General features: G+C 39.2%; 17 protein-coding genes. 8 read left to right on the forward strand and 9 right to left on the reverse strand.

Annotation, left to right across the window (positions count from 1 at the left end; translation table 11 throughout):
- From CTN01_RS08615 to CTN01_RS08625, 3 genes are all read right to left on the reverse strand, one after another.
- On the reverse strand, positions 1–1,284 hold a 1,284-nt coding region (locus tag CTN01_RS08615; RefSeq protein WP_146150421.1), incomplete at its 3' end, for a beta strand repeat-containing protein.
- 242 nt (positions 1,285–1,526) lie between these two features.
- Positions 1,527–1,766 (reverse strand): hypothetical protein, encoded by a 240-nt coding sequence (locus CTN01_RS08620; RefSeq protein ID WP_005366350.1) that lies wholly within the window; start codon positions 1,764–1,766, stop codon positions 1,527–1,529.
- A gap of 33 nt (positions 1,767–1,799) precedes the next feature.
- Entirely contained in the window at positions 1,800–2,129 is a 330-nt protein-coding gene (locus tag CTN01_RS08625; protein ID WP_005366349.1) for a DMT family transporter, read from the reverse strand.
- A 186-nt stretch (positions 2,130–2,315) separates the two neighbouring features.
- Here CTN01_RS08625 and CTN01_RS08630 point away from each other — a divergent pair, with 186 nt between their 5' ends.
- The 5 genes from CTN01_RS08630 to CTN01_RS08650 all read left to right on the forward strand — a co-directional run bounded on the left by CTN01_RS08630 (position 2,316) and on the right by CTN01_RS08650 (position 8,310).
- Complete coding sequence (locus tag CTN01_RS08630; protein WP_045150301.1) at positions 2,316–3,254, forward strand: LysR family transcriptional regulator; 939 nt, start codon at positions 2,316–2,318, stop codon at positions 3,252–3,254.
- Between the two features lie 106 nt (positions 3,255–3,360).
- Positions 3,361–3,741, forward strand: coding sequence for a SpoIIAA family protein (locus tag CTN01_RS08635; RefSeq protein WP_045083064.1), 381 nt, complete (start codon positions 3,361–3,363; stop codon positions 3,739–3,741).
- Positions 3,742–3,930: 189 nt separating this feature from the next.
- Entirely contained in the window at positions 3,931–4,689 is a 759-nt protein-coding gene (locus tag CTN01_RS08640; RefSeq protein WP_244156117.1) for an outer membrane beta-barrel protein, read from the forward strand.
- Positions 4,690–4,845: 156 nt separating this feature from the next.
- Positions 4,846–5,724 carry a 6-carboxytetrahydropterin synthase gene (locus tag CTN01_RS08645; RefSeq protein ID WP_045150299.1) on the forward strand — a complete coding sequence of 293 codons (879 nt, stop codon included), beginning with the start codon at positions 4,846–4,848 and terminating at the stop codon, positions 5,722–5,724.
- Between the two features lie 210 nt (positions 5,725–5,934).
- Positions 5,935–8,310, forward strand: a complete 2,376-nt coding sequence (locus CTN01_RS08650) for a Lon protease family protein (RefSeq protein ID WP_045150298.1) — start codon at positions 5,935–5,937, stop codon at positions 8,308–8,310.
- A 108-nt stretch (positions 8,311–8,418) separates the two neighbouring features.
- On the opposite strand, the gene putP is transcribed toward CTN01_RS08650, so the two are convergent.
- The 4 genes from putP to CTN01_RS08675 form a co-directional block, all read right to left on the reverse strand.
- On the reverse strand, positions 8,419–9,906 hold the full coding sequence (putP, locus tag CTN01_RS08655; RefSeq protein WP_045150297.1) for a sodium/proline symporter PutP: 1,488 nt from the start codon (positions 9,904–9,906) through the stop codon (positions 8,419–8,421).
- A gap of 449 nt (positions 9,907–10,355) precedes the next feature.
- The gene (locus CTN01_RS23020; RefSeq protein ID WP_045150295.1) at positions 10,356–10,628 is read right to left on the reverse strand and encodes a 2Fe-2S iron-sulfur cluster-binding protein; all 273 of its coding nucleotides are present in this window, start codon (positions 10,626–10,628) and stop codon (positions 10,356–10,358) included.
- Positions 10,629–11,114: 486 nt separating this feature from the next.
- The gene (locus CTN01_RS08670) at positions 11,115–15,071 is read right to left on the reverse strand and encodes an AsmA family protein (protein WP_045150294.1); all 3,957 of its coding nucleotides are present in this window, start codon (positions 15,069–15,071) and stop codon (positions 11,115–11,117) included.
- Between the two features lie 190 nt (positions 15,072–15,261).
- Positions 15,262–16,065 carry a MurR/RpiR family transcriptional regulator gene (locus tag CTN01_RS08675; protein WP_045150293.1) on the reverse strand — a complete coding sequence of 268 codons (804 nt, stop codon included), beginning with the start codon at positions 16,063–16,065 and terminating at the stop codon, positions 15,262–15,264.
- Positions 16,066–16,222: 157 nt separating this feature from the next.
- Here CTN01_RS08675 and murQ point away from each other — a divergent pair, with 157 nt between their 5' ends.
- Entirely contained in the window at positions 16,223–17,122 is a 900-nt protein-coding gene (gene murQ, locus CTN01_RS08680; protein ID WP_107342149.1) for an N-acetylmuramic acid 6-phosphate etherase, read from the forward strand.
- A gap of 79 nt (positions 17,123–17,201) precedes the next feature.
- Here murQ and mltC read toward each other — a convergent pair whose 3' ends face one another.
- Both mltC and CTN01_RS08690 read right to left on the reverse strand, forming a co-directional pair.
- Entirely contained in the window at positions 17,202–18,335 is a 1,134-nt protein-coding gene (gene mltC / locus CTN01_RS08685) for a membrane-bound lytic murein transglycosylase MltC (RefSeq protein ID WP_045150290.1), read from the reverse strand.
- A gap of 27 nt (positions 18,336–18,362) precedes the next feature.
- Positions 18,363–18,716 (reverse strand): hypothetical protein, encoded by a 354-nt coding sequence (locus CTN01_RS08690; RefSeq protein ID WP_045150289.1) that lies wholly within the window; start codon positions 18,714–18,716, stop codon positions 18,363–18,365.
- 279 nt (positions 18,717–18,995) lie between these two features.
- Here CTN01_RS08690 and CTN01_RS08695 point away from each other — a divergent pair, with 279 nt between their 5' ends.
- Together CTN01_RS08695 and CTN01_RS08700 are read left to right on the forward strand one after the other, a co-directional pair.
- Positions 18,996–19,760 (forward strand): TerC family protein, encoded by a 765-nt coding sequence (locus tag CTN01_RS08695; protein ID WP_045150288.1) that lies wholly within the window; start codon positions 18,996–18,998, stop codon positions 19,758–19,760.
- A 456-nt stretch (positions 19,761–20,216) separates the two neighbouring features.
- Complete coding sequence (locus tag CTN01_RS08700; protein ID WP_107342141.1) at positions 20,217–20,636, forward strand: leucine-rich repeat domain-containing protein; 420 nt, start codon at positions 20,217–20,219, stop codon at positions 20,634–20,636.
- Positions 20,637–20,861 lie beyond the last annotated feature (225 nt).

Below are 20,861 nucleotides of genomic sequence, written 5' to 3' on the forward strand. Positions count from 1 at the left end.
ACCTGAAGTATTGGTATTGATATGCGTTGTATTGCTGGTAATGTTTTTAGTGTTGTTGTCGATACCAGAGGTATTACTATCAATACGAGTGCTGTTTCCAGCAATGTCGTTAGTGTTGCTGGTTATACCTGAAGTATTGGTATTGATATGCGTTGTATTGCTGGTAATGTTTTTAGCGTTGTTGTCGATACCAGAGGTATTACTATCAATACGAGTGCTGTTTCCAGCAATGTCGTTAGTGTTGTTGGTTATATTTGAAGTATTGTTGGTAATGCTAGAGGTATTACTATCAATACGAGTACTGTTTCCGGCAATGTTTTTAGTGTTATTGGTTATACCTGAAGTATTGGTATTGATATGCGTTGTATTACTGGTAATGTTTCTAGTGTTGCTGGCAATACCTGAAGTATTAGTATTTATATGACTGTTATTAATAGCAATATTTTTGATATTGCTATTAATACGAGTACTGTTTCCGGCAATATCGCTAGTGTTGCTGGTTATATTTGCAGTATTAGTATTGATATGAGTTGTATTACTAGTAATGTTTTTAGCATTATTACTAATCTCGCCACCTAATGTATTTTTAACGTTTGTTAACTGGCTAACATTGACGGCATCAGTTAGAGCCACGCCTGCATGCACGTTCTCAATTCTTCGTGTAATAGCAGATTGTGTTGCTGAACCTGCGCGGCCAACTGATATCTGTCCATCCCAAGACTGAGAGTTTTCACCAAGAGCAACACCAGTACTGGCACTCATTGCATTACTACCAATAGAAACACCTTGTTGATATGCAGTACTATTTATGCCTAAAGAAACAGCGGCATTACCATTTGCAGTTGCATCATTACCTATGGCTAGTCCGTTATAGGCACCTGTTGCATTATCACCAATAGCGATAGAGCTGCCGTTAGCTGCATTGGATGAGCTACCAATCGCAACACCATTTACACTACTGCCATTAGTCTTAGCATTGTTGCCAATAGCGACGCCGTTGCTACCTTGAATATCAGCATTATTACCCAAAGCAACATTGCCACCGTTATTATTAAGTAATTTAGAGTTGTTACCTAAAATAATATTGTCATTACCTTCATAACTAATCTTATTACCAATTAAAGTGTTTGAATTTGTTTTTGTTGTATTTGAAACAATGGGTGCACGACTAATATCTTGACCTATTTTAATGTTTTTATAGTAAGTGTCACTGCTCGCCGCATGTGCTGTTGCTGCAAATAGAAAAGAAATAATCAGTGCTAAAGGTGTAATTTTTCTTTGCATGTTTTTATCCTCAGAAATCTATGTGGATAAATTTAGCGCCAAAAAATTGACATTTATATATTGGTTTATGGAATGAAATATTGTGATATAGCGTATTTTGAAAAATAACGTAACGTAGTAGTGAAAGGTAAAATAAATAATAAAGATAAAAATAATTTATAGATAATCTTAACTTTATAAAAAACAAACAAGCTTGTTATATAAGCTTGTCTGTTTAATTATTAATTCTGAGTTATTATATCTCATTTATTATTTTGCATGCCACGAGTTTGGTTCATTGTACGAGAACCTGCGGTACCATAGGTATTAATGTCATATCGGTTTGGTGAATAACCAATACGTGAACGATAACGGCGGTCAAGCTCTGATAAATTAATACCGTAGTTTTGGCTTAACTGTTTGATAACAACATTGATCTCTTTTTGAGAACTATTTTGATTACGTAAGTAGTAATATAAGTTTTCAGCACGTTGTTGGTTCATCATAACCTCTCATAATGGCTACATAAGGGATATTTAGTGGTGGTGCGAAACACCTGCTAAATTAATTACAGCAACACCTACTGCAATAATCGCCATCCCAATCCATACTTTAATATCGATATGTTGTTTATAAATAACACTTGAAAGTACTGTAACAAGTGCAATAGCAAGACCTGTCCACGATGCATGGACAACACCTACTGGAATATTTTTCATTGCTTGAGCTAGAAAGAGAAAAGCTGTGATATGGCCGAGAATAACAACGGCACTTGGTAGTGGATTGGTAAAACTGTCTGTCGCTTTTAATGCGACATGTGATGTAGCTTCAGCCAAAACACCTAATAAAAGAAATAACCAACTCACAACCACACTCCAATCTAATTCGTAAATGAGGCTGTATTATAATTATTTCAACTGCAATGATAATCACACCTTAATGGAAATTACTTTTACTATTAGGTAACAATAATTATTCTGAACAGGAATTATGACAGTATAGGTAGGTTCTGAAGTAAACTATTAAGGACTTAAAATAGATAGGTAATTGTAGTGCTTCAAGATCGCGCCGGACGAATGACAATATTTCACACTCTCGTAAAAAGTGGCAATTTCACTATTGCTGCGCATAAACTCGGGGTATCAACATCGCATGTGAGTAAACAGCTGGGTTTATTAGAAGCAGAGTTGCAGGTGAAGTTAGTGCAGCGAACGACACGCAGCTTTACTTTGACTGATGAAGGTATTGAATACGCGAAATATTGTGAGCAGTTAGTCTCAGCGGTGTTAGATGCTGATGCGATGATGGCAAATATTCGTGATGAGGTATCCGGTACTTTACGCTTAGGCTTATCTCAATCTTTTGGCACTATGCATATTATTCCTGCTATAGAGCATCTTCGCCGACAATTTCCTGAGCTTCATGTTGAAGTCAGCTTATTTGATCATCGTGCAAATATGGTCGATGAAGGGCTGGATTTATGGATCACCAATATCGAAAATATTCCTGAAGGTTATGTCGCGCAACGATTAGCGGATACCCGTTTTATTGTTGCGGCATCTCCTGAATATCTTATTCATCACTCTGTACCTACTCACCCTAGTGATTTGCAGGATCACAACTGTCTGGTTTATCAAAATAGACAGATAAATCACGGCACTTGGTCATTTTTACGCGATCAAGAAGGTTTATGCGTCACAGTATCAGGAAACTATCGGGTTGATTTGGCAGAAGCGGTTCGTGATGCATGCGTGTCTGGTTGGGGGATTGCATATCTTGCAACTTATCTTTTAACGGATGAGTTCAAAACCGGAAAACTGATTCAATTACTTCATGATTGGGAAGCTAATCAGGGGATGCACTTTTATGCGGTGTACCCAAGCCGTAAGCATTTACCTAAAAAGATCGTCGCTGCAATTAGCTTTTTTAAGCAATATATTGGTGAAACGCCGTATTGGGATGAAAATCTCTCAAATTATGTCAACCTGTAAGCATGCAGAGTAATCTTGCACCATTGTCACTATCGTAAAATTGTTTCTGTTATACAGTCTTATCAAAATAACAATAACGTTAAATACAGATCGAGGAGATAATGAAATGACAAAGTCTCATGGCATTAAAATCGAAATTGATAACAACGGTGATGAGTTTTTCGTTGAATTAAAAGCAACAGGTAAATTAACCCATCAAGATTACCAGCTTATTACGCCTGAAATTGATGATGCGTTAGCCGATGTCGATAAACCCATTGTTGATGTGTATTTTGACGGTACTGAGTGTGATGGTTGGGATATACATGCAGCCTGGGATGATCTAAAGCTAGGCTTAAAGCACGGTAAGCAATTTCGTAAAGTAGCGTTGTATGGCAATAAACATTGGCAAGAAGTAGGCGCAAAAGTAGGGAATTGGTTCCTATCCGGTGAAGTGCGTTATTTTGATAACTCAATCGATGCATTAAATTGGTTAAAAGAAGAATAATTGCAACAAAATATTGTAAGTGGTGCGTAGAATATTACCACCACTTATTACTGTGTAAATTTCATAACAAGATCGAGTTTTGTTTGCGTTTCAGTATATAATCATACCACTATTGGAATGATTATAAGTTTTAGCCCTTCGTAGGCTTAACGCTTAAATACAATGAAACAGGATGAAACAGATCGGTTTATGAATAAGACATTGCTTGCGAGCGTATTACTTAGTGCTCTTTTTTCTTCAACAACTTTTGCCGCAGAAGAATTATCAACAGAAAATTCAGCTTATATCCCGAGTGAGCCGCTAGTTTTAGAGCCTGTGGTTGCGACACCTGAAAATGGCTTATCACCAATTGAAGATGAAGTGCCAAAATTTGATGACACAATGCACTATTTCGTAGGGTTAACAGGTGGAATGGCTGATATGAGCTTTTCTCTTGTTCATACTGATAAAGATAAAAATGCAATTTCACCTTCTTCACCTGACGCAAGCGGTTTTGCTGGCGCTGATATCGGTTTTTATACCGCTGGTGGTAATGGACGAGTTTACTATAGTTACCAGAAAATGAGTGGTGAATCTGAGTTTGAGAATAAAAAGATAGCCGATACTGACGTCACTCTTCATTTATTAAGTGCTGATTATATCTTCTTAGCAGATAAAGCGATTAACCCATTTGTGGGTGCGCATGTTGGTTACATGATTGCTGAAACAACCAGCGAACAATATGGTTCTTATAAGCAATCAAACCCTGTGCTTGGTATTCAAGCAGGTGTTGCTTGGCGAATTTCCGACCATTTAACGACAGAAATTGGTGCCCGTCAAACATCTAGCCAACGTAAAAAGCAAACTGATTGGGCTGGCTCAAAAGGTGAGGATATCGTATATCCAAATACTCAGTCTGATCTAAAGAGTATTACGACGTTCTACATGTCAGCGAACTATCGTTTCTAGATCTTTTTAATGACTAATATTAATGAGAGCAGTGATGATAATCATCGCTGCTTTTTTATATCTAGTGTTTACTGATTTTGCTTGTTTACTCATTGCGCCAGCAGCGTATAATGCATTCCCCTAGAAACGACAACCATTATCAATAAGGACTTCACTTTGAAGCTATTTGTCAGAGATCTCACTGTAATTGATGCGTCATACCTATGTACCGATCGCGGTATGGTTGGCGAAAGTTGGATTCTTGATGTGGTGATGTCGGGCGAGTTAAATGAAATGAGCATGGTGCTTGATTTCAGTCGTGTTAAGAAACAGATCAAACAATTAGTTGATCAATATGTCGATCACCGTTTAATTGTGCCTGCTAAATCTCCAGCAATTCATACTGCCGCGACTAAAACGGGCTATGCGACAGTCGATCTTCTGCGAGAAGACAAAAATATTCACTTACATTGTCCAGAGCAAGCATTTTGCTTTATTGATGCAGAGACAGTGACTATTGAAAGTGTGACTGAGCATGTTTACCATGTGCTTAAAGATAATCTACCTGAGAATGTGCAAGGTCTGGAAGTAGCACTTCGCCATGAAGTCATTCAAGGTGCTTTTTATCATTACAGCCACGGTTTGAAAAAACATGATGGTAATTGTCAACGTATTGCACACGGTCACCGTTCTCCGATTGAGCTTATTGTTAATGGCGAGCGCAATGCTGAACTAGAGAAGCAATGGGCGAAGCGTTGGCAAGATATTTACTTAGGTTCAGAAGAAGATGTATGCAGTGTTAGCGAACTGAATTTAAGTGAGTGTGCTAAATCGGTATCGGATGAAACCCATTATGGTTTCCGCTACACCGCACCACAAGGTGAGTTTGAACTGGCGATTGCTCGTTCAGAAACAGAAATGTTAGCCACCGATACTACTGTTGAATTACTTGCCAGCTATATTGCTGAAACGGTAAAACCAAGTTTATCTGCTGCTGATTGCCTTGATGTTGTTGCCTACGAAGGGGTAGGTAAAGGAGCAATGGCAACCTTGTAATCGCGTTACATTACGCAATAAAAAAGCCTAACTTACTGAGTATTACTATATTAAAAGTGATACTAGCAATGTTAGGCTTTTTTGTGCCTAATTTTTCAGCGCTAAACATTAAAAAATGAGACTAACGCCACTTTTTATAGCTTAAGTCTCTAAAAAATCAATATTTTATTAGTAGACTGAAGGTAGACGTCGTAACGAGAGGGATCGATTATGTCAGTTAAACCTCTAACCAGTGACAAGCTGTATCGCGTATCAGCGCTAAACGGATTGAGTGATGAGTGTAAGTCAACTAAACACCTTACACCATTAGATGAAATAGTAGGACAAGAGCGAGCACAACAAGCGGTTGAGTTTGCGATGTCGATTAAGGAAAAAGGCTACAATATCTATGCAATAGGTCGTAATGGATTAGGTAAACGTACCATGGTGATGCGTTACTTGAATCGTCACGATCCTAATGGCAATGCCAATACATTGTATGACTGGTGTTATGTCTCGAATTTTGATGATACCCGTTGCCCTAAGGTACTAAAGCTACCAGCCGGTCAAGGTAGTGCATTTAAAAAAGATATTGAACAGCTCATGAAACGCTTAGTAAAAGCATTTCCAATGGCATTTGATAATGAGCTTTATATTAGCCGAGCTGAAAAGTTAAAAACACAATTAGCGCAGAAACAAGAAAATGCGTTAATGACAATGAAAAAAGGCGCAGAAGAGCGAGGTGTTGGCTTAACTATTACTACCCAAGGTGATTATCAGCTGGTGGCGATGAATGGTGAAGAGCCGCATACCGAAGATTCATTTGCCGAATTAAGTGATAAAGAACAACAAACGTTTGAAGAGACGATCAATGATCTTGAAGTTGAGCTGCGTGGTATTGTTCGTCAGTTAACAGAATGGGAAGAAAAGTACTCGGACAAGCAGCAAAAGCTTGATGAGGATATTGCCAAAGATGTGACTGCGCATTGCATTAAAGATCTGAAAGCGAAATACAGTAAGCTGCCTGAGATTAAAGCTTACTTATCAGCAATGTATAACGACATTCTAGAAAATATTGATATTTTCTTAGAAGAAAGTGAAGAGCAAGTCGCATTAGCTTATGCATCGTTAGACAAGAAAATGCCACGTCGCTACCAAATCAATGTACTTGTTCATCAAGATGTTGAGCGTAAGTTTCCTGTTGAGGTTGAAGAGAGTCCAAACTACCACTCTATTTTTGGTTACGTTGAAAATGCGACCTTCAAAGGAACCGTCTTTACTGATTTCTCATTGATCCGTGCCGGTAGTTTACACCGTGCTAATGGTGGCGTGTTAATGATGGATGCGGTAAAAGTTTTAGAACGTCCTTATGTTTGGGATGGTTTAAAACGTGCACTGCGTGCGCAAAAGTTGAATTTAAGTTCGCTTGAACGTGAAGTGACGTTGTCTGGCACCATTTCATTAGAGCCAGAGCCGATCCCATTGAATGTAAAACTGATTTTGTTTGGTGATTATCAAACCTATCAGTTACTACAACATTACGATCCAGAGTTTAAAGAGCTATTTCGTGTCACGGCAGATTTTGAAGATGATATGCCACGTACAGATACCTCTGAAGAGCAATATGCTCGCTTTATTGCCAGCATCGTTCATGATGGCGATATGCTTCATTGTGATCGAAAAGCGATTGCAAGGATCATTGAATACAGCTCTCGCCAAGCGGATGATCAGCATAAGTTGTCATTACATTCTGCTGATATTGCGAATTTACTGCGTGAGACTAATTACGTAGCGAAATCATCTAACGCAACCATGATCCGCAGTAGTCATGTTGAGCAAGCATTACAAAATCAAGAGCAGCGTGTGAGTCGCTTAAAAGATCATGTGATGCAAAGCTTTGTTACAGGGACTACTCTCATTGATGTTGATCATCAAGCCATCGGACAGGTCAATGCATTATCTGTGATAGCAACGTCTGATTATCGATTTGGTGCACCAAGCCGAATAACCGCAACGACAGCGTACGGTAGCGGTGAAGTGTTTGATATTGAACGTAGTGCAGAGCTAGGTGGAAGTATTCACTCGAAAGGGGTGATGATTCTATCTGCATATCTAGCATCAGTATTTGGTAAAACAGCTAAGATCCCATTAACAACACATCTCACCTTTGAGCAATCTTACGGTGGCGTGGATGGGGACAGTGCTTCAATGGCTGAAGTGTGTGCGATTGTTTCGGCTTTCTCTGGTTTACCGCTACGTCAGGATATCGCCATCACTGGTTCGATGAACCAATTTGGTGAAGCGCAGCCGATTGGCGGGGTGAATGAGAAGATTGAAGGTTTCTTTGATGTGTGTGCGATCAAAGGAAGAACCGCTAATCAAGGGGTGATCATTCCACAATCTAACGTACATAACTTAATGTTACGCAAAGATATTGTAGAATCAGTAGAAAAAGGTGAGTTCCATATTTGGGCGATTGACCATGTTTCTCAAGCCATTGAGATCTTCACGGGTAAACAAACGGGGACTGATGCAGAGCAAGGCATATATCCAAATGATACTGTCTTTGGTATTGCGCAAACTAAGCTAAATGCATTAAGGCGATAATTATTTTATCTTTTATTGCTGCTTATAAATGTTAAATATAAAGCCGCATATATTGACTCTGTTGAGTTGAATATATGCGGCTTTTTTATCGCGAAAAATTCCTTTTGATTATTTCAGTGGTTCCAATTTGAGTTTTTCACAATGTTCATTTACTTCATCGAAATGACGTAGTGTCTTTTCACTCGGTTGTTCACCTTTAAGGCTGACAATAACCAGTGCTGCGGATGACAAAATAAAGGCTGGTATGATTTCATAGACGCTAAATAAGGTTGAGTTCGGCCAAGCAGCATGTGCTGCTATCCAAGCAATAACGACTCCTGCACCAACAACCATACACGCGATAGCACCGTGGGCGCTACAACGACGCCAAAATAGCGAGAATAATACAACAGGTCCAAACGCAGCACCCATGCCAGCCCAAGCGTGTCCAACAATCGATAAAATCGTGCTTTGTGGGTTACTAGCAAAAATCATAGCCACTAACGAAACGGCAACAACAGATAATCGTCCAAGGACAACTTGTGATTTCTCGCTCAGTTTGATGTTGAAAAAGTGAGTGATATCTTCGGTTATCGCACTTGATGAGGCTAATAACTGAGCTGCAACAGAACTCATTACGGCAGACAATACAGCGGCAATAAGGATTGCAGCGATCCATGTTGGGAATAAGCCTTTAGCAAGCTCTAAGAATACCATTTCATTATCAAAGTGATGAGCGGCTCCTGAGTAGTACATTGCGCCAGTAATTCCTACCGCAAATGCGCCAACTAAAGAGACGATCATCCATCCCATACAAATTTTACGAGCAATGCTCATTCCTTTGACATCCCCAATCGCCATAAAGCGAACGAGAATGTGCGGCTGACCAAAGTAACCTAATCCCCATGCTAGTAATGAGAACACGCCAATCGCGCTCGTATTTTCACTAATAACTGAAAAATAATGGGTCGGTAATACATCAGATGCAATGGCTGGATCTAGGTTATACCAAGTTACTATTGGCGTAATGATGAGTGCAAAGAACATCAATGAACCTTGGAAAAAATCAACCCAGTTAACGGCTAAGAATCCACCTATCGCGGTATAAGCCATTAAGAATATGGCTCCAGCCCAAACTGCGGTAGTGTAAGGAATATTAAATAGAGTTTGAATTAAGAAAGCGCCACTAACAAAACCTGCAGCAGCATAAAGAGTAAAGAATGTGAGTATGACGACAGCAGTCATAAAGCGTAGAGTACGGTTACCACTACCAAATCGCGTATCGAAATAAGAGGGAATAGTTATCGCATCGCCGACGTTTTCGGTATAAATACGTAACTTTCGCGCGACAAAGCGCCAGTTTAACCATGCGCCAATAATTAAACCAATAGGTAACCAAATTTGATCTAAACCTGAAACAAAAACTGCACCGGGAAGGCCGAGTAATAACCAACCACTCATATCTGATGCACCAGCACCGAGTGCAGTCACACCAGGGCTTAAATTACGACCACCAAGAACATAATCTGAATTACCTCCCGTCTTTCTTGCTGCGAAAATACCTATCGCAAAAATAATGCAAAAATAGATCGCGAGAACGACATAATAAGTAAACATTGAATTTCCTGTATTGCTTTACCTGTAAAGCCAGCCAATTAATTGGTTTGGGTGTTAGGAGTACAAGTACATTTATTTTTTGTTTTATTTAGATAGCTCAGAAATAATTATTTCATAGTTTTAGAATCTGACTAACCCGTATAGGCACTGTAATAAAGCGCTTCATTCTAAATAAAACTTTAAGATTGCTCTGGAAAATAAAATACGGGTAAAGAATCCGTTATACAAATAAATAACGGTGTTTTGATCACAAAATGAGCGATATTGTGAAAGATTTTATATAAATTTGTATAGATTTAAGGTGAGTAGGTAATAGTTGCAATTAACCTATAGTAATTAAAAAAAATTTTAGCTGTTGAGTTTATTATAAATAAACGAATAAAGTTGAGTTTATTAGTGGCGCTATTTGGCTGTTAAATAACAAACGATTATTTTAATATATATTGAATTTATTCAGCTAATTTAAAGATATGCCTGTGGTTTATTTCCACAGACATTTTCTTATGTAAAGCTAACTTCTGCATTTGCAATAATTGTAGAAGAACAAGCAAGAATATAGCCTTGTTCGATTTCTTCTTTTTTAGTGTCTCAGCACTTGTTGATGTAGTAATATTTGGCGTCGTTTTACATTTGCAAGAACCACAAATCCCACTTCGACAAGCCACAATCAAAGGTAACCCATGTGCTTCTAACGTTGCGGCAACATTACTCCCTTTTGGCACGACGATAGCTTTGTTAAAACTCGGAACACTGAGTGTTAGCTCTTGCTGCGTATCGCTATCCTGCGTTGTTGCCGTAGATTTTGAATCGAAATCATAGTTTGGATTGTTAGTAGGATTAATAGCTTCGTTGTGCTTATTTTTTTAAAAAATATTTCTTATAATATAAAAGTTTTACTAATTATAAATATTATATAGAGTTTGTTATGATCCGCGCTTATGCTTACTTTTCTAAAAAGCATCCATTGATACATAAGTTTAACATTTTAATTGTTTTTTCAGTGTTCATTTTATGTACTTATCAACTACTTGAAAATAGTAAGATTAGATATTCGTTCGGATTTGTACCGATCTTATTTTTTCTCTTTATTTTTGCTAAAGCTTCTACCTATAAAAGCAAGTATTTAAGTGATAGATAGTAGTTTTCTATAGTAAGTAAAGAAAAAGACCCAGTATGCACTGGGTCTTTTAGGTTGTAACAACAGATACTTATTTTTGTTGCCAAATGCGTTCACATTCAGCCGAGCCATTCGCTGCGATGGGCTTTTCAAATAGCCACTGCAATGGTGCGACGACAGGGCTGGTAGTAAAGCGTACTGATGTTTTTAAAATAGCGGACAGTGGTACATTAAAGTTGAATTTATCAAAGGTACCATGAACATCAACCGGTGTTTGTAAGCTGAAAATCTGGGCTTTTTTCGATTTTGGAGATAAATACAGATTAAAGTCACGATTTTTATAACTTGCATTAAAAGCACCATGTACTTGAATACGGGAAGTATCAAGCAATAAATCACGTTGCGTCATGTTGCCATTTTTTACATTAAAGCCACCTGCTACACAATTTAATACGGAATGATCTTTAGTAACAAATTTAGGTAATACAGCATCGGCTAAACTTACCGCCCATAAGTCAATTAAGTTTGCTTGGAAAGCTTTAGGCCAAGCGGCAAAACCGATAAAACCGTTAGCGTTATTCATTAGGCTATCTGGTGTATTTGCCAAACTATTAAGATTAAATTCAAAGCTGATCTTACCCTTCATATCGGTTTTTGGATCGATTCGACGAGCAATAATGCCGTAGTCAAAGTTCTTCACGAATCCATTAAGATGGATATCAAATAGCTCTTTTTGTGCTTTGACCGAACCTTTAATATCAATATTTCCGCCCGGTAATTTAATGTGCAGCAGGTTTAAACTCAGTAAACCGTTATGTAATGTCCAGTCTAGTTTTCCTGCGCCTAACCAGTCTTTACCTGAGCGTACTTCACCGACATTGAGTTTGAAATTAGCATTCAGCTTATTTAAACCTTCAGGGCTAAGAACAGGTACAGGTTTATCGACTGTTTTTGCTGGTGTAGTTTTTTCTTTGCTGTCTTTAGGTAGCCATGCTTGCCAATTTTTAACTTTAAAATCGTTAATTTGAATGAACGGTGCGCGAAGATCTAATGATACGGTTGGGCGATCTTGGCCTTTCATCGGTGGTAAGAAATCACCTTTACCTTGTAATTTACTGCTCCCTACTTGAACCAGCATATTACGCAAATGGTAGCCGACTTTATCGGTTGAAACGGATGCGGCAACCGTCACTGGACCATACGGTGGCAGCTCAAGACCGGTAAACGCATTAAAGCGATCTAAGTTAGGCGTTGTTGCCTTAAAGTTTAAATTCAACTTTTGTGGATTAATGGGTAGCGATACATCAGATTCGGCATTGAGTGCAATATCACCGACATTAGCCGTTAAGGTAACAGGCACCGATTTACGCCCATCATTGGCTTGTTTCAGTGATACAGAATCAATCTCAATGTTAACGGGCTTATTTGCAGCTTGGCCTGAGATAATCAAGTGAGTTGCGGTATCGGGACCTGTAATAAACTTACCCTGACGAAGTGCGACATCAAAGGCTTTGCCTGTGTAAGTATCTGCAACACGCAGTTTACCACCGTTTAGTTGTGCTTCGACTTTAGCCTGTTCCATTAACTCAAGCACAGTACGACCTGATAACGACAAAGATAATTTAGCGCTATCGAGTGTCATACCAAGATCATTGGTCACATTGAACTGTTTTAAGATTTGACCGATATTCGGCTTATCTACCCCTAGATGGAGTTGAGATTGGATAGCGTTATTATTGATATCCAGTGAAATATCACCTTGGTACAAACTTCCCGCATAGCGAGCACTAAAAGGAGCGGGTTTTAATTTACCGTCACGTAACTGGCCACTAAATTGGGTGTCATCAATTTGTTGATTAGCCCAAAGCATTTTATTGATGCCAAGTTTTACATCAGCATCGGCAATCACGACTTTATTGCTAAGTAACGGCATATCAAGATTCACACCTTGAGTTGGTACTGTTTGCTCAACAGTTGGTACTTTTTCGCGATCAACAAATTGCCCTAACTGATTGAAATTTAGAGTATCAAATTGCGCATTAAGCGTTAAAAATGGCGTTTTAGTATTTTGTTTCCATTTAAAATCGACCTTACCTTGGCTCTGCATTAATGCCATGGTGGGGATATTTAATGTTAGCCAATCACCGGTATTAGTTAGCTTTCCTTTGAAATCGATTTTGCCATGCATAGATGCACGTGTACCCAGCCATGGACTTAGTTTACCTGCATCTTTACTGTGTACGGTTAGGTTTAACCAACTGCCTTTTTGCCAATTAGTTTTTACAAATTCACCTTGTGCTTTTATGTCAACAACAGGGCTGGAAAAGTGTAGTGATGGCATCCAATTACGATGGTTAATAATATCGGATAGTGTGCCTGCTTTCGCTGTGATCTTAACGGGAATATCCATGATCTGACCTTGGATGTCAGAACTAAATGGCTGCTCCATACCAGATGTTAGTGCTGCTTTATCAATGGCAAAAGATGCTTTGGCTCCCCAGTCAATATGCGCTTTATCAATATTGAGCGAGAGCTGGCTATTATCAATCCACTCTTGAAGTTTTGTACCTTGGGTCGTCAGCTGTAGCTGAGCCTTATCAAGATGTCCTTTTGCATCTGGGATCCCTGAGATCCAACCAGCCATTTCACCTAATTGTGAGTCTTGAGCGCCTAATTTCACATCAACGGTTGATGTCCATTGGGTGGCATCAATATCAGCCGTGCCACGAAATGGCACATCTGCAATATTGGCAGTCATTGGAGCGTGAAGTTTACCTTTATCGCCTTCCACTTTAAGCGAGATATTATTAACAGGTGTACCTAAGCCTTTAATCTCATCGACAGATAGATCAAGATGGGTTTCTGTTTTAACAAGCCATTGATCCAGCGCTTTTTGCAGAGGCGATTTTTGAGGTGCTGCTGCTGCATAACCGACACCGTACATAACCGGAGGTTGGGGTTGTAACCATGGGCGCAGATCGATTAACGGAATATTTAGCTTACCGTTAATATGATTAAGATCTTTTGCGTTTTGAGCCAATGAAATATCAAGGAAACCTTTAGCAGACGTGATGGGGCTCGTTAGCGCGATATCAGCCAGTGAAATGCCTTTGCTTGACGCAGTAATTTGGGTTGTTAGTGACATTGGCGCGGCATGACGCAAATCAATATCAAGCAGGGATTCAAGCTGCGCGGTATCAACCCAATCAAGTTTTACGTTGGCTTTTGACGGCGTACTACTGTGGAATGGATGAATATCTGCATCAATATTGAGTTTCGCCCCAGCAAAGCTGCCTCTTGCGTCTAATTTGCCTTGTTGTTCATTAATCAGTGATTCTAAATCACCGGCCAGTGAAACATCATATTCATTCCCCATGGCATTACCTTTCGCTTGTAATAGCCATTTATCAGGTTTGGTTAACGCTAATTGATCTAAATATACGTTGGCATACTGCTCGGTATGTTGATCTAAATAATCAACCGATACTTTTTCCGCTCGAATATTGTTGCTCAATGCCAGTTTAAACGGCGTTGATTGAGTGGTCTCTTTCGGTTTTTCATTAGCTTGCTCGGCAAACACCCAGTTCGCTTTCCCTTGATTATCTTTTGACAGATGTAATGAAATATCTTTGAGATCCAGATAGTCAATCTTTAGGGTATGAGATAGAAGAGGCAAAACAGATATTTTTGCACCGATGTAGCCTGATTTAAGCATCGGTTCCCATTTCATTGCTTCAGTATTGGCAACGGTGACATCGCTTAACTCAATTTCAGGGCTGAATGATAGGGTCAGTGACATGTCACCACCAATGGTTGTTTCACGATCTAAAGTAGAACTTAACCATTGGTTGATATCATGTCGATGGTCAGCTAAATCGATCTTAACCCCATAAGCGAGTACCCCAGTTGCGGCAATGATAGGGGTTAGTATGGCAATAGAAGTCCACTTCGCCACTTGTTTTAGTTTGTTTTTTTTCGGTGGCTGAACCGCATTATCCTGTTTTTCAGAGGATGAAGCCGTCTCAGCTGGAATGCGTGATTGCGTCATAATTGGTCAGATTTTCTCTAATGAAGGCGTGCAGCATGCTGGCATCGTGCGAAAAAGCGATTTTTAATCGGTACTGCAGATTGCTGGCGAAGATATACTGCCAAAATAATATAGTCAGACAGTATACCAAAAACAGGGTTCCCTTTATTGCGTCTTTAAAGGTAACAAAAAGTAAATTAAGCAGTTTTAGTTATTGTTGTAAGGCTATACAAATGATGTCGGTCAGCGTTTGTTGTGCTGCAAGGTGTAAATTGAAATGCTGATTCGCAATGCTATGCAGTGGCGGTTCACAAATTACATCGAGCTTCATATCAGCAAGGGAATTAAGCAGTAAATCATCGGGTGTGCTTATGACAATAATACCAGCGCCACGAAGCTTAGCGGCATGGACTGTAAGCTGTAAAATGGGTTGTTCACTGTTATTACTGATCACAAAAAGCACGTCTTGCTCTGTTAGTGTGTTGGCGATGGTACTTTGCAGCGCATGATCTTTACTGTGAATAACAGGTAAACCTAAGGCTAGCAACTTATCATTAAAATCACGGGTGATAATGGCATTTGCTCCCAGCCCGACGAGTTGAATCCGTTGGGCTTGGCTTAACCGTGCTGCAATATCGGTCAGTAATTGTGTATCAATAGCTTTGGTTGTATCAATAATGGCATTGGCTTTTTGTTGTGCCATTTTACTTAAGCTGCTCGCAAGCGTGTTATTGGGCTCTGGTTGAGTCGATAATTGATTCAGCACATTACCACCGATGGTATTGTGCCTTGCTAATTCTTCACTGATCGCCATTTTAAAGGCAGGAAATCCCTTAAAACCAATACGCTGAGTAAATTTTACAATACTCGATTGACTAACATTGGCAGCTTTCGCAAGTTCTTGTGATGACAGCGAAACCACTAATTCAGGTTGTGCTAAAACCAAGGTCGCAATCTTTTGACCATTAGGGGAGAATTGTGATTGTAGGTTGGCGATTTTATCAAGTGCAGTCATAGTAATAACAGTTCGAGCATTTGTCTTGATAATAGCCTGAAAAACACTAAGTTACCGTGATATTTACAGCGTTATATTAATCGCGAACAAGAATCTAGAGCCTGATACGCTTGTTGGTTATGATTAATAAAGAATGAATAAAACTAGGATGAAAACCTTGAAGATTGATCTGACCCAACTCGTCACAGAAAGTCGCAATACGGCAAGCCAAAACATCGATATGTTATCCACAGTTGATATGCTGAAGGTGATCAACAATGAAGATAAAAAAGTCGCGTTAGCGGTTGAACAAGTATTACCTGAAATTGCGGTTGTCGTTGATGCTATTGCAGCGGCTTTTCAACAAGGTGGACGTTTAATTTACGTTGGTGCAGGCACCTCTGGTCGATTAGGTATTTTAGATGCAAGTGAGTGTCCACCTACTTATGGTAGTAAGCCAGAACAAGTTGTCGGCTTAATTGCTGGTGGCCATCAAGCAATTTTAAAAGCGGTAGAAAACGCAGAAGATAATCGTGAAATGGGCGCACAAGATCTGATTGATCTTAACTTTAATTCAAAAGACGTTTTAGTTGGCATTGCTGCCAGCGGACGTACCCCTTATGTGATAGGTGCGATGGAATATGCCAAATCACAAAATGCGATGGTCGCGTCCATTAGTTGTAATCCACAAAGCCCAATGGCTGAACTGGCAGATGTAGCTATCACGCCAGTGGTTGGGGCTGAAGTTGTAACGGGCTCATCGCGTATGAAAGCAGGTACTGCGCAAAAGTTAGTGCTAAATATGCTGACAACAGGGGCGATGATCCGTGTTGGTAAAGTGTATGGCAATTTAATGGTGGATGTTGAAGCGACCAATGCCAAATTGGTTGAACGCCAGAAAAACATTGTGATGCAAGCAACTGAATGTAGCCGTGATGAAGCTGAACACGCATTAACTGCCTGTGATGGTCATTGTAAAACCGCGATTGTGATGATTTTAGCTGGTGTTGATGCTCAAACAGCCGCAGACTTATTAGCGAAAAATAAAGGATTTACTCGCCAAGCGATCCAAGCCTGATGATACAAAACACAAAGCCCTATCACGATGGTCGATGATAGGGCTTTGTTTTATAACCAAGTGTCTGGGTATATATAGATCATAGTGACTGAAATTCTTTTTGGAAGTTCAGCACTTTTTCTAAGTATCGGCGCGCTTCAAGTTTCGGATGTTTATTGGTTAATGCCCAATAAGCTTGATTGGGTTGTAACTGATTGAGCTTATCCATAGCTCGCTGCCTATCTGGATCAAAGGTTGATAATACGCCACCTGTACCACTGTTATAAGCGGAAATCATACTGTAATGCTTAGTGGTAGGATTTCGCACATCCCTTAAATAGCGGGTTTGTAAAATGTGCAAATAAGCGGTACCCGTATCAATGTTGTTAGCCGGATCAAACAGGTAGTCTTTGGTTGGTATCCCTGGCTTGTTCTTCACCAGTTTAAATACATCAGCACCTGCTGTTTTCGGAATAACTTGCATCAAGCCATAAGCCCCTGCGTGGCTGACAGCAAACGGGTTAAAACTGCTTTCTGTTTTTACCACCGCATAGATCAGATCTTCTGAAATACCGTATTGTTTTGATGCGCGTTTTATAATATCAGCATATTGGTATTCGCGTTGTTCAAGGTGATCGCTAACCATATCGATTTCAACGTAGTAAGCTGTGCCTCGTTTAAGTGGTTTGGTTTGTAGCTTATTTTCAATTAAATAATCTGCGAAACGTCCAGCACGCCACGGCCATTGAATATCTTGGTTATCTTGATCTTTAACTTGCCCAAGTAAGAAAGGCTTACCGTTTAATGGGATCGATTTATCACTGAACAAATCCACTTGGGATGGATCGGCTGGCATTAGCAAGGTTTCTTCAATCGCTTTTCTCAATGTGGCTTCAGGTGCGTATTGAGCAACAGTTGAAACGTAAATTTTACCGTTATCAAAATCAATGTGTGCACGCGTACGATAACCATCAAAGTATTTCACATAACGGTGTTTTCCTGCCTGAAGGAATTCGTCATCGCCCCATTGCTTTTTCACTTGCACACCAAGATAAGCCAATAATGCCTGCATGGCTTGCTCATTATTCACATTACCTGTGTTTATATTTCCACCATTGATATTCCCGTTATGGTTGGGATAAGTGGGCTTGCAGTTATAGAGACATTCAACTTGGTTTGATGAACACCCTGCGGCAAGTAAACAGGTTGTAATAATGAGCAATGCTTTTTTCATGGTTATCCTTACCACATATTTCCGTGATTAATGGGTATTGGTGGCATCACGGATCGCTTTATTAAGATCTGACGTTAAATTATCGACAAATTTACGTTTGCGTTGTTCTGCACGTTGTTTACGTTCACGTGCTTGTTGATCGAGATAGTTATTCCAACGATTTTCTACATAGTCAGCATCTTTCATGTTGTTCCATGCATTTTCGAGGCGCTCTCGTTTCTCTTTTCTTTCTCGGATCTGACGTTTCGACTGTTGAATGCTGTTTTGCAGCTTTTGTAAGCCATTATCTACTGAATTTAGCGTATCGACTAGATCTTTGGCCTGAACAGATGTTGAAAAAAAGCTTACAAATGCAATTAATAAACAGAATTTATGTTTCATTATCTTTCTATAGTTAACAAAAAGTAAAATGTTGAGTTTACATTTTGAGAGGGAGGTTTCAATATTATTTTTACAGTGTATTTTTCCACTACGATTAATAGCAATCATGGATGAGTCATACGGTAAGCGTCGCTTACATGTTGTTACAAAATCTCAATTGTTATTCGCAACGGTTGTGGTTGAATAGCGCTACTTTAATTTTAAGAGGTATAAAATACATATGGACGACCCCACGAGTTGTTCTCTTTTCCTAAACTCCTTTGTTAAGGAGTCTATTCAATGCTAGATCTTTTCCTTCAACCTGAAGCAATGATGATATTTGCGACCTTATTTGCCTTAGAAGTGGTATTAGGTGTCGATAATATTGTGTTTATTTCAGTACTATGTGAGCGATTACCAGAACATCAACGAAAATTAGCCCGTAACCTAGGTATTGCACTAGCTGTTGCTGCGCGTATTGGTCTTGTGTTCTCAATCAGTTGGGTAATGTCATTAACTAAACCGTTATTCTCTATTGCTGACTCTCCGTTCTCTGGTCGTGATTTGATCATGATTGGTGGTGGTGCATTCTTATTAGCGAAAAGCTTAAAAGAATTGTGGATGTGTTTCTCTGGTGCTCATCACCAAGAAGCCAGCAAAGTGCGAGCAGGTATTGCTTTAGTCTTGCTACAAATCGTAGCGGTTGATGCGGTGTTCTCTATGGACTCTGTTATCACAGCGGTTGGTATGACAAGTGAAGTCCCATTGATGGTTGCTGCGATTTTAGCGTCAGCAGTTGTGATGGTACTGTGTGCTGAGAAGATCAACTATTATGTATTGCGCTATCCGGGCTTAAAAACATTAGCACTACTATTCTTAGTAATGTTAGGTGGTATGTTAATGGCTGAAGGTTTTGCGATTCATTTGAATAAAGGATATGTGTATTTTGCGATGGCATTTGGTTTATTAATTGAAACCTGCCACATCCTATTGAAAAAGCGAAATAAGACAATTATTCATCGTATCTACCCACAGCAATGTGGCTGGGCAGTTAAAGTAAAATAACCGCGTATTCGACAGATAATATAAAAGCAGAGCCTATGGCTCTGCTTTTTTATTTTTCACAGGCTTAATTTTTAGCGTCCTAACTTATTTCTGCCCCTTTATGTGTTAGATCTTTTACTCATTCATATCGTGTTAACGTGATTTTGGATTAGTTTTATTAGGTATCAGTTAAACGCCACTTTTGAGCCTCTCAGTCGCAAACACCGCCCTGATTGAATACTCTGAAATCAGTAACATCATTAACAAAATTACAACGTAAAATTTGTGCTTTTTTAAATACTTTTTCTATGCTTTTTATAATAAAAATTAATGCTTTACTGTACAATTATCTTGAGCTTCGATCACGAAGTTCGTTAAAGATGTTTATTGTTAAATAGAGCTACTTTCGGGCAAATTATTGCCAAAGTCTTTCATGATATATGATCTGTGCATAATCATTACTTAAAGGGTTCACGAATGTTAAAATATCTATTTTTGATAACTTCTTTTTTATTCATCTGTCCTCAGACTTATGCCGCTACTGAAGGGTTTGTGTATGCAAAAAATCCTGATGGCTCTTATGATAAAACGATCATTGTTAATTATGTCGGTAAAGAGAAAAACGTAACCATCCCTGACTCAGTGACGGAAATTGGAGTCGGGGCGTTTTCAGGTAATAAATTAACTAGCGTAACCATCCCTGATTCAGTGACGAAAATTGAACAAGGGGCGTTTTCTGAAAATAAATTAACCAGCGTGACCATCCCTGACTCAGTGACAGAAATTGGAGGTGGGGCGTTTTTTTATAATGACTTAACTAGCGTAACCATCCCTGATTCCGTAACGAACATTGGATTTTTGGCATTTGATATTAATGTCAAAATAGAACGACGTTAAGTTTTCACTCCCAGTACGCATAAATAGATTTACTGTTAAATGACCGCCCACAGTGGCGGTCTTTTTGTACCCTAAAGGTACTTTGTGAAGAAGTTATCAATACTTTTCCTAATATCAACCAGCTTAATAGGGCAAAACACCTAACAAGGTTATGTCCAACAATGAGCTAGCTACCATGACTAGAACATGCATTGGTTAGCTCAAATCTTTCCAACATTAAAAATT

It is taken from the genome of Photobacterium angustum (assembly GCF_003026365.1).
In the GTDB taxonomy this organism is placed as follows: domain Bacteria; phylum Pseudomonadota; class Gammaproteobacteria; order Enterobacterales; family Vibrionaceae; genus Photobacterium; species Photobacterium angustum.

Excerpts from the sequence above, each read along its gene's own strand:
- CTN01_RS08620 (WP_005366350.1), bottom strand. The coding sequence starts at position 1,766 with ATGAACCAACAACGTGCTGAAAACTTATATTACTACTTACGTAATCAA.
- CTN01_RS08635 (WP_045083064.1), top strand. The coding sequence starts at position 3,361 with ATGACAAAGTCTCATGGCATTAAAATCGAAATTGATAACAACGGTGAT.
- CTN01_RS08640 (WP_244156117.1), top strand. The coding sequence starts at position 3,931 with ATGAATAAGACATTGCTTGCGAGCGTATTACTTAGTGCTCTTTTTTCT.
- CTN01_RS08650 (WP_045150298.1), top strand. The coding sequence starts at position 5,935 with ATGTCAGTTAAACCTCTAACCAGTGACAAGCTGTATCGCGTATCAGCG.
- putP (WP_045150297.1), bottom strand. The coding sequence starts at position 9,906 with ATGTTTACTTATTATGTCGTTCTCGCGATCTATTTTTGCATTATTTTT.
- CTN01_RS08670 (WP_045150294.1), bottom strand. The coding sequence starts at position 15,071 with ATGACGCAATCACGCATTCCAGCTGAGACGGCTTCATCCTCTGAAAAA.
- CTN01_RS08675 (WP_045150293.1), bottom strand. The coding sequence starts at position 16,065 with ATGACTGCACTTGATAAAATCGCCAACCTACAATCACAATTCTCCCCT.
- mltC (WP_045150290.1), bottom strand. The coding sequence starts at position 18,335 with ATGAAAAAAGCATTGCTCATTATTACAACCTGTTTACTTGCCGCAGGG.
- CTN01_RS08690 (WP_045150289.1), bottom strand. The coding sequence starts at position 18,716 with ATGAAACATAAATTCTGTTTATTAATTGCATTTGTAAGCTTTTTTTCA.
- CTN01_RS08695 (WP_045150288.1), top strand. The coding sequence starts at position 18,996 with ATGCTAGATCTTTTCCTTCAACCTGAAGCAATGATGATATTTGCGACC.
- CTN01_RS08700 (WP_107342141.1), top strand. The coding sequence starts at position 20,217 with ATGTTAAAATATCTATTTTTGATAACTTCTTTTTTATTCATCTGTCCT.